The organism is Streptomyces flavofungini (assembly GCF_041028215.1).
GTDB classification, from domain to species: domain Bacteria; phylum Actinomycetota; class Actinomycetes; order Streptomycetales; family Streptomycetaceae; genus Streptomyces; species Streptomyces flavofungini_B.
The window spans coordinates 1-7,699 of sequence record NZ_JASKYR010000392.1 but is presented as its reverse complement, the minus strand read 5'-3'; the positions used below and the strand labels follow the sequence as shown (position 1 = coordinate 7,699).

At 71.7% G+C, this 7,699-nt stretch carries 6 protein-coding genes; 3 read left to right on the top strand and 3 right to left on the bottom strand.

What is annotated here, in order from left to right; translation table 11 throughout:
- Positions 1-215: 215 nt before the first annotated feature.
- On the bottom strand, positions 216-575 hold the full coding sequence (locus tag AB8Z36_RS24680; protein ID WP_369215563.1) for a hypothetical protein: 360 nt from the start codon (positions 573-575) through the stop codon (positions 216-218).
- 386 nt (positions 576-961) lie between these two features.
- Between AB8Z36_RS24680 and AB8Z36_RS24675 the strand changes: the two genes are divergently transcribed.
- The gene (locus AB8Z36_RS24675; protein ID WP_369215562.1) at positions 962-3,391 is read left to right on the top strand and encodes a beta-L-arabinofuranosidase domain-containing protein; all 2,430 of its coding nucleotides are present in this window, start codon (positions 962-964) and stop codon (positions 3,389-3,391) included.
- Positions 3,392-3,425: 34 nt separating this feature from the next.
- On the opposite strand, the gene AB8Z36_RS24670 is transcribed toward AB8Z36_RS24675, so the two are convergent.
- Entirely contained in the window at positions 3,426-4,349 is a 924-nt protein-coding gene (locus AB8Z36_RS24670; RefSeq protein WP_369215561.1) for an NmrA/HSCARG family protein, read from the bottom strand.
- A gap of 166 nt (positions 4,350-4,515) precedes the next feature.
- Here AB8Z36_RS24670 and AB8Z36_RS24665 point away from each other — a divergent pair, with 166 nt between their 5' ends.
- Both AB8Z36_RS24665 and AB8Z36_RS24660 read left to right on the top strand, forming a co-directional pair.
- The gene (locus AB8Z36_RS24665) at positions 4,516-5,079 is read left to right on the top strand and encodes a TetR/AcrR family transcriptional regulator (protein ID WP_369215560.1); all 564 of its coding nucleotides are present in this window, start codon (positions 4,516-4,518) and stop codon (positions 5,077-5,079) included.
- 181 nt (positions 5,080-5,260) lie between these two features.
- A complete protein-coding gene (locus AB8Z36_RS24660) occupies positions 5,261-6,274 on the top strand; it encodes an NADPH:quinone reductase (protein ID WP_369215559.1) in 1,014 nt (337 codons plus the stop codon).
- Positions 6,275-6,289: 15 nt separating this feature from the next.
- Here the strand turns inward: AB8Z36_RS24660 and AB8Z36_RS24655 are convergent, their stop codons facing one another.
- Entirely contained in the window at positions 6,290-7,507 is a 1,218-nt protein-coding gene (locus AB8Z36_RS24655) for a PP2C family protein-serine/threonine phosphatase (RefSeq protein WP_369215558.1), read from the bottom strand.
- Positions 7,508-7,699 lie beyond the last annotated feature (192 nt).

The window sequence follows — 7,699 nt, the reverse complement described above, 5'->3', positions numbered from 1 at the left end:
GGAGGGGAAGGAGGGGACGCACCGGCTTCGTCCCCGCCTCCGCCGACCCCGCCGAGGGCGACCTGTTCGGCGTGTGTGTGCGCGGGTAGCCGCGGGGAGTGATGGACGTGCGGTGCCGGGTACCGGCCCCCGGGAGGAACGTGTGACGGTCTCCGGAGGGGCACATCATGTGAATGTGCCCCTCCGGTGTCTCGGGGCGGGCGCCGCCGGTCCCGCTACCTGCCGTCCGGGACGTCGAAGCGCACCGAGCGGACCTCCAGGGTGTCCTTGGCCGGTTTGCCGTGGGGCTTCAGGCGCCAGTCGGGGCCGTCGCAGTTGGCGCCCAGGTAGACGGTCACGGCGGTGTCGGTGTCGTTGTGCGGCCCGTAGCCGGGAAGCTCCTCGTTGTCACCGACGGCGTGGAGGTTGATGCACTTGCCGTCGTGCGGGTCGTGCAGGGCGACGAGCCGCTCCTGGCCGTAGCCGTCGACGTACTTGTAGTGGAAGTTGCCCTGGGCGGCGTGGACGGAGCCGGTCATCGACAGGATGAGGGCGAGGGCGCCGAGGGAGGAGCCGAGGGCGGTGCGGAGCTTCATCGCGGTGGGATGTCCCTTCCAGAGACGATCAAGGTGCCTCACCCTACGAAGGCGCGGCGCGGGCGAATCGATTCGTCAGGCCGGTGTGTGCCGCGTGGCCGACCAGCGCCACTCGTTCGGCCCCCTGGCGAGGCGATCGGGCCCGCCCGGTCGGCCTCCTCGCGGCGGGCCCCCAGCCTTCCCGCTCGACTACGTAGTCCCTTGAGACGCTGTCGCCCCTCTGGACAGCGTCGTCACGCGGTGCTGTGATGCCAACTGCCCCTGCGGGCACGGCGGCTGAGCCTCTCGCGCGTGTCACAGGGTTTTGCGCATCCCGGTTTTCCAACGTTGTAAAGCGCTCTGCACGGCAGCCACCAGCGTAGACGGACCATGACAGGACGGTACTCATGACGCAGCTCGGCCGACGGCACTTCCTTCTGGGCTCCGGCGCGATCACCCTCGGCGCGGTCGGCGGCACGGCCGCCTTCACCGGTCCCGCCGCGTGGGCGGCGAGCCCGGCGCGCGGCGGTCTGTACGGTCCGAACGTGGCGCCCCTGGCCCCGACCGCCTTCCAGAAGCTGCCGGTGGGCAGCGTCACCGCCCGCGGCTGGCTGCGCGGGCAGCTCGATCTGCTCCTCGGCGGCCTGTTCGGACGCTACGCGCAGATCTCGCACTTCCTCGCCTTCGACGAATCCGGCTGGGTGCACCCGGACAAGGCGGGGTGGGAGGAGGTGACGTACTGGCTGCGCGGGTACGTCGACCTCGCCGCCCTCACCGGGGACCGCACCGCCCAGGCGGAGAGCCGCCGCTGGCTCGACGCGATCATGGCCACTCAGGAGGCGGACGGGTTCTTCGGCCCGAGAAGGCTGCGCACCCAGCTCAACGGCGGCCCGGACTTCTGGCCCTACCTGCCGCTGCTCCAAGCGCTGCGCTCGCACGAGGAGTTCACCGGGGACCGGCGGATCGTCCCGTTCATGGAGCGCTTCCTGCGCTTCATGAACGCACAGGGGCCCGGTGCCTTCGATTCGAGCTGGGTCTCCAAGCGCTGGGGCGACGGCCTGGACGTCGTCTTCTGGCTCTACAACCGCACCCGCGAGGGCTTCCTGCTCGACCTCGCCGACAAGATGCACACCCACGGAGTGGACTGGGCGGGCGGCGTCGCCGACTGGCACAACGTCAACGTGGCGCAGGGCTTCCGCGAACCCGCCCAGTACGCGCTGCGCTCGGGCAAGGAGGCCCACACCCGGGCCACGTACCGCAACTACGCCACCGCGATCGGCACCTACGGGCAGTTTCCCGGCGGCGGCTTCGCGGGCGACGAGAACGCGCGCCCCGGTTTCGGGGACCCCCGCCAGGGCTTCGAGACCTGCGGCACGGTCGAGTTCATGGCCAGCCATGAGCTGCTCACCCGTATCACCGGCGACCCGGTCTGGGCCGACCTGTGCGAGGAACTGGCGTTCAACATGCTGCCCGCGGCCACCGACCCGCACGGCACGGGCGTCCACTACGTCACCAGCGCCAACAGCGTCGATCTGGACAACGCCCGCAAGACCCAGGGCCAGTTCCAGAACGGATTCGCGATGCAGGCGTTCCAGCCCGGCGTGGACCAGTACCGCTGCTGCCCGCACAACTACGGCATGGGCTGGCCCTACTTCACCGAGGAGCTGTGGCTCGCGACCCCCGACCGCGGTCTCGCGGCGGCGATGTACGCGCCGTGCCGGGTCACGGCCAAGGTCGCGGACGGCACCCCCGTCACCCTCACCGAGGACACCGACTACCCGTTCAAGGAGAACGTCACCCTCACCCTGGCCCTGGACAAGCCGGTGCGCTTCCCGCTCCGGCTGCGCATACCGGGCTGGTGCGAAGGACCCCGACTGGCCGTCAACGGACGCCGCGTGACGGCCCCCGACGGACCGGCCTTCGCCGAGATCGAGCGGACCTGGCGCGACGGCGACCGCGTCACGCTGCGGCTGCCGCAGCGCACCACCGTACGGACCTGGAAGAACGGAGCGGTCAGCGTCGACCGCGGCCCGCTGACGTACTCCCTGCGCATCGGGGAGTCCTACGAGCGCTACGCGGGCACGGACGCCTTCCCGCACCAGGCGGTGCACGCCACCACCCCGTGGAACTACGCGCTGGCCCCCGACCCCCGGGGCGACCTCTCCTTCACCGCCGACTCCGGGCCGCTGACCGGCGACCCGTTCACGCACGAGGGTGCGCCCGTACGCTTCCGGGCCCGGGCGCGGCGCCTGAAGGAGTGGGTGGCGGACGACGAGCACGTCGTGGCCCCGCTCCAGAGCGGCGTAGCCCGTGCCACCGGCGCAAAGGAGGAGGTCACGCTCATCCCGATGGGCGCGGCCCGCCTGCGCATGACCGCGTTCCCCACCGCGAGCCCCGACGGCCGCCCCTGGACGCCGGAGCCGCCCTACCGCCGGATCGAGAACCGCCACAGCGGCAAGGTCCTCGCGGTCGACGGCATGTCCCTGGACGACGGCGGACGCGTGGTCCAGTTCGACAACTCCGGCACCGGCGACCACGCCTGGCAGCTCATCGACCGGGGCGAGGGGCGGTACACCCTGCGCAACGGCTACAGCGGCAAGGTCCTCGGCATCGAGGACGCCTCGACGGCCGACTCCGCCCGAGCCGTCCAGTTCACCGACGGCACCGCCGCGCACCTGCGCTGGGAGAAGGTCGACAAGGGAGAGGGCTGGTTCCTGCTCCGCAACCGGCACAGCGGCAAAGTCCTCGGCGTGGACGGCATGTCGACATCCAACAGCGCGCAGGTCGTGCAGTACGAGGACAACGGCACGGCCGATCACCTGTGGCGGCTCGTCTGACCCCGAGGTGGCTTCGCGCGAGCGGCCAGGCACCTCAGATGGTCGGGTGCAGGTGCTCGCGCGCCCACTGCTCGAAGCTGGTCGGTTCGATGCCCAGCGCGCGGACGGACTCGGGCCGGGCGGGCTGGCCGACCTCGTCCACGTACGCGTGGGTGGCACCCATGTCCGGCATGCCCGCGGCCCGCGCCTGCTCCTCGGTCATGTCCGGAGCCGACAGCGGGACGCCCAGGGCGCCGGAGAGGATCTCGGCGATCTGCGTCATGGTCAGGTAGTCACCGGCGAGTTCCAGTTCCATGCGGTGGTACTGCTCGGGCGCGGAGAAGGCGGCTGCCGCGACGCGCCCCACGTCCTTGGTCGCCACGAGCGACAGCCGGGTGTCCGGTCTGACGACGGTGACGAGGCCGCCCTCGACCCCGCGGGGAAAGTAGAACCGCAGGGACGGCTCGAAGTTCTCCATGAAGAACGACGGCTTGATCAACGTCCAGTAGGTGAAGTCCATGCTGCGCAGGCGGTCCTGGATGGCCGCCTTGGTGCCCAGCGGCGCTTCCATCATCGCCCAGCGCCCCTCTTTCCACCCCGGGGCCTCAAGATGCTGGCCGACGCCGCTCGTGGAGGCCTGCACGAACTGCTCCACCCCAGCGGCCTTGGCCGCCGTCATGAGGTTGTGGGCCTGCGCGACCTCGCCGTCGAAGTCGACTCCCTGGTCGGTGAACGCGGGCATCTGCACCGAGAAGACGGCGCGCACGCCGTCCACGGCCGCCCCGAGGGTCGCCGGGTCGGTGAGATCGCCCGTGACCAGATGAGCGCCGAGCGCTTCGACGGCGCGTGCGCGCCGTGTGTGCGGGTCGCGTACCAGGGCACGCACCGGGACGCCTCGGTCGAGCAGGGCGCGCGCGGTGGCGCCTCCCTGGCGGCCGGTGGCACCGGTGACGAGGACGAGTGTCGCGGAAGGGGTCATGGCGGTGTCTTCCTCAGGGGTCGGTTCGGCCGTGGTGAGGCGGGCGTCAGGCGTCGGTGGACATCGGCACGCACGTCCGTGCGTCCGGGCGCGAAACGGCGGGGCCCGCCGTTTTGCCTTAGGTAGAATATGGCGGGGCCCGCCACTTAGCAATGTTGGAGAGACGATGACCGGCCAGCGCTCGGATGCCCGCCGCAACTACGCCCGGATCCTCGCCGTGGCCGAAGCGGAGGTGGCGGCACACGGGGCCGCGGCCTCCCTTGAGCAGATCGCCCGCACGGCAGGGGTCGGATCAGCCACCGTCAGGCGCCACTTCGCCACGCGCAGAGCCCTGCTCGACGCCGTCTTCCGGGAACGTGTCCACGCCCTGTGCGACCTGGCGGAAACGCTCGTCGACGAGGCCGACACCCGCGCCTCCCTGCTGAGGTGGCTGCGCGAGCTGCTCGCCTACTCGATCGCCGCGCGAGGCCTGGCCGACGCTCTGTCCTACGAGCCCCTCGGGGACGAGGGCGCCGAGGACTCCTGCGCGTCGGCCATCGAGACCGCCGCCGCGCCCCTGTTGCGCGGGGCCATCGCCGACGGGTGCGTACGGGCCGACGTCACCGTCCACGATCTGCTCACCCTGATCGTCGGAATCGCCCTCGCCACCGAGAACCACTCCGACCCGGCCGCGCAGGCGGAGCGCGTCTTCGCGCTGTCCGTCGAGGGGTTGAGTCCTGCCGCCGCCTGACCGCGACGGCGTCTCATCTGACCGCGACGGCGTCCCACCGGGGTCGCCGGTGCGGACCTCGGAATAGCCCGTTCCGCGGAATAGCCTGCTCCATCGCGGGGTTGAGGCGGTGCCCCACGTGGTGCGGCGCACCAGGCGTCGGCCACCGTTCCTCCAGGGGCCAGCGAGAGACAGGTGAGCGATGCAGTCCATCATCCGTACGGCGGCCGGTGGCCCTGAGGTCCTGCGACTCGTCGAACGTCCGGTTCCTGAGCCCGGCCCCGGCGAGGTGCGGGTGCGCGTGCGCGTCTCGGGAGTCAACCCGACCGACTGGCGCAGCCGCAGACGCCCACTGCCCCCGGGCATGCGCGAGCAGGTGCCCCACCAGGACGGCGCCGGAGTGATCGACGCCGTCGGCCACGGGGTCGACCCGGCGCGGCTCGGCCAGCGGGTGTGGATCTGGGAGGCCGCGTGGGAGCGCCCCTGGGGAACGGCCCAGCAGTACAGTCTCGTTACCGACGAACAGGCGGTCGGCCTGCCCGAGCACGCGCCGTTCGAACTCGGTGCCGCGCTGGGCATCCCGGCCCTGACCGCCCATCGCGCACTGACCGTGCACGACGGCGGCCCGGGGCGCATCTCGCCGGGCACACTGCGGGACATGACCGTTCTGGTGGCGGGCGGCGCCGGTGCGGTCGGCAACGCGGCGATCCAGTTGGCCCGCTGGGCCGGAGCGCGCGTGGTGAGCACCGTCAGTGGTCCGGCCAAGGCGGCGCTGGCGTGTGCGGCCGGCGCCCATCAGGCGGTCGACTACCGCAGGCAGGACGCGACCGCCGAGATCCTGGCCTTCGCCCCTGAGGGCGTCGACATCGTCGTGGAGGTCGCGCCTGGCGCCAACTCCGCTCTGGACGTCGCGGTGGCCGCGCCGGGGGCCGTCGTCGCCTACTACTCGGGCGGCGAGGACGAGCGGCTGTCCGTCCCCGTACTTGCCTCGCTGCCCCTCAACCTGCGCTGGCAGAGCGTCTTCGTCTACGGAGTGCCCGCGGCGGCGAAGCGGCAGGCGGTCGCCGATGTCACGGCGGCGGTGGACGCGGGAGCGCTGCGCGTGGGCGAGGAGGCCGGGCTGCCGCTGCACCGCTTCGGCCTCGAACACACCGCCGACGCGCACGCTGCGCTCGAACGGGGCGTGATCGGGAAGGTGCTGATCGACATCCCGTGACCACGAGGGGACCGGTCAGGCGTTGGCGCCCGCCCTGGCGTGACGGCCCTCGGGGTGGGGGCCGTGCCAGTCCAGGCACATGACGGTGGCGTCGTCGGCCATATGGCCGTCGCATGCCTCGTGGACGTACGCGGTCAGGATTCGTACGACCTCGCGCGGGTGCTCGCCCGCGGTGTCCCGGATCAGAGCGGGCAGGTCGACGCTCTGGGCCTGGCGTTCCTGCATGCCGTCGGTGTACAGGATCAGGCGGTCACCGGGGCGCAGATCGAGGTCCTCGACGCGGTACGGGTGGGGGGAGGGGACGCCGAACGGCAGGTTGGTGGTCAGGCGCAGTTCGCTGACGGCGCCCGCGCGCAGGAGCAGCGGCCGGGGGTGACCGGCGTTGACGAGCTGGGCGCCGCTGCCGTCGAGGGCGATGCGCAGGAGCTGGCCGGTGGCGAGGGTCTTGCGGCCATTGCTCAGCAGGGCCTCATGGCTCCGGCGGGCCTGTTCGACCAGGCTGTGGCCGGTGCGGCGGGCGCCGCGCGAGGCGTTGACCAGGAGGGTGGCCATGAGGGCGGCGTCGACGTCGTGGCCCATCGCGTCGGTGATCGACAGGTGCAGGGTGTCGGGGTCCAGGGCGTAGTCGTAGGTGTCGCCCGCGATGTGGTTGGCGGGCAGCAGCGCCGCGGCCAGGGTGAACTCGGCGGCCTCGCAGGAGGGGGCCGAGGGCAGGAGCTGGCGCTGGATCTCGGCGGCCAGGCTCACGGGCAGGGTGCGCTGGCCCCAGTAGTAGCGGTCGGTGAAGCGGCGGTCGGTGACGATGATGTACGCCAGGGCGTGCGCGGTCTCCTCGACCTGCTCCAGGATGTTCTGCGTGGCGTGCGGCAGGAACAGCTCAAGCACGCCGATGGTGTCGCCCCGGTTGGTGACCGGTGCGATCACGTGGTGACCGTGGGTCCCGGCTCCGGCTCCGGCCCCGGCCTCGGTCAGAACCAGCTTCTGGCTGCGCAGGACCTCGTCGTAGGGGGAGTCGGCGAGGGGGATCTGTTCGGTGTGGCCGTCGAGGCGCGGCTCGCCCTCAGCGCTGACCCGCACCATCTGCCGACCGATGATGTCGACGAACAGAAAGGCGACGTACCGGGCATCGAAGCGGTCGCGCAGGTTGCGCGCCACCACGTCCAGGGAAGCCCCCGGCGCGGCGTTCTCCGCTGCTGCCAGCACTTCTGCCAGTTTGATCCGGTCCTGAGTCATGGGCGACCTCCCTCTGTCTTGTGATCTCCTTCCCGCCGTCAACGCCGTCATCGCAGTCAGTTGTGATGAAAATGGGGCGCGTGGCTCTGCGGATGCGACGTCCTCGGACCCGTGGGTCGCGCGGAGGCCGTGCGGGCGCCGTGCGGAGGCCGCATGGGTGACCTGCGGTGGCCGGGCGGGTGACCTGCGGTG

Coding starts and splice junctions, on each gene's coding strand:
- AB8Z36_RS24680 (WP_369215563.1), bottom strand. CDS start 575: ATGAAGCTCCGCACCGCCCTCGGCTCCTCCCTCGGCGCCCTCGCCCTC.
- AB8Z36_RS24675 (WP_369215562.1), top strand. CDS start 962: ATGACGCAGCTCGGCCGACGGCACTTCCTTCTGGGCTCCGGCGCGATC.
- AB8Z36_RS24670 (WP_369215561.1), bottom strand. CDS start 4,349: ATGACCCCTTCCGCGACACTCGTCCTCGTCACCGGTGCCACCGGCCGC.
- AB8Z36_RS24665 (WP_369215560.1), top strand. CDS start 4,516: ATGACCGGCCAGCGCTCGGATGCCCGCCGCAACTACGCCCGGATCCTC.
- AB8Z36_RS24660 (WP_369215559.1), top strand. CDS start 5,261: ATGCAGTCCATCATCCGTACGGCGGCCGGTGGCCCTGAGGTCCTGCGA.
- AB8Z36_RS24655 (WP_369215558.1), bottom strand. CDS start 7,507: ATGACTCAGGACCGGATCAAACTGGCAGAAGTGCTGGCAGCAGCGGAG.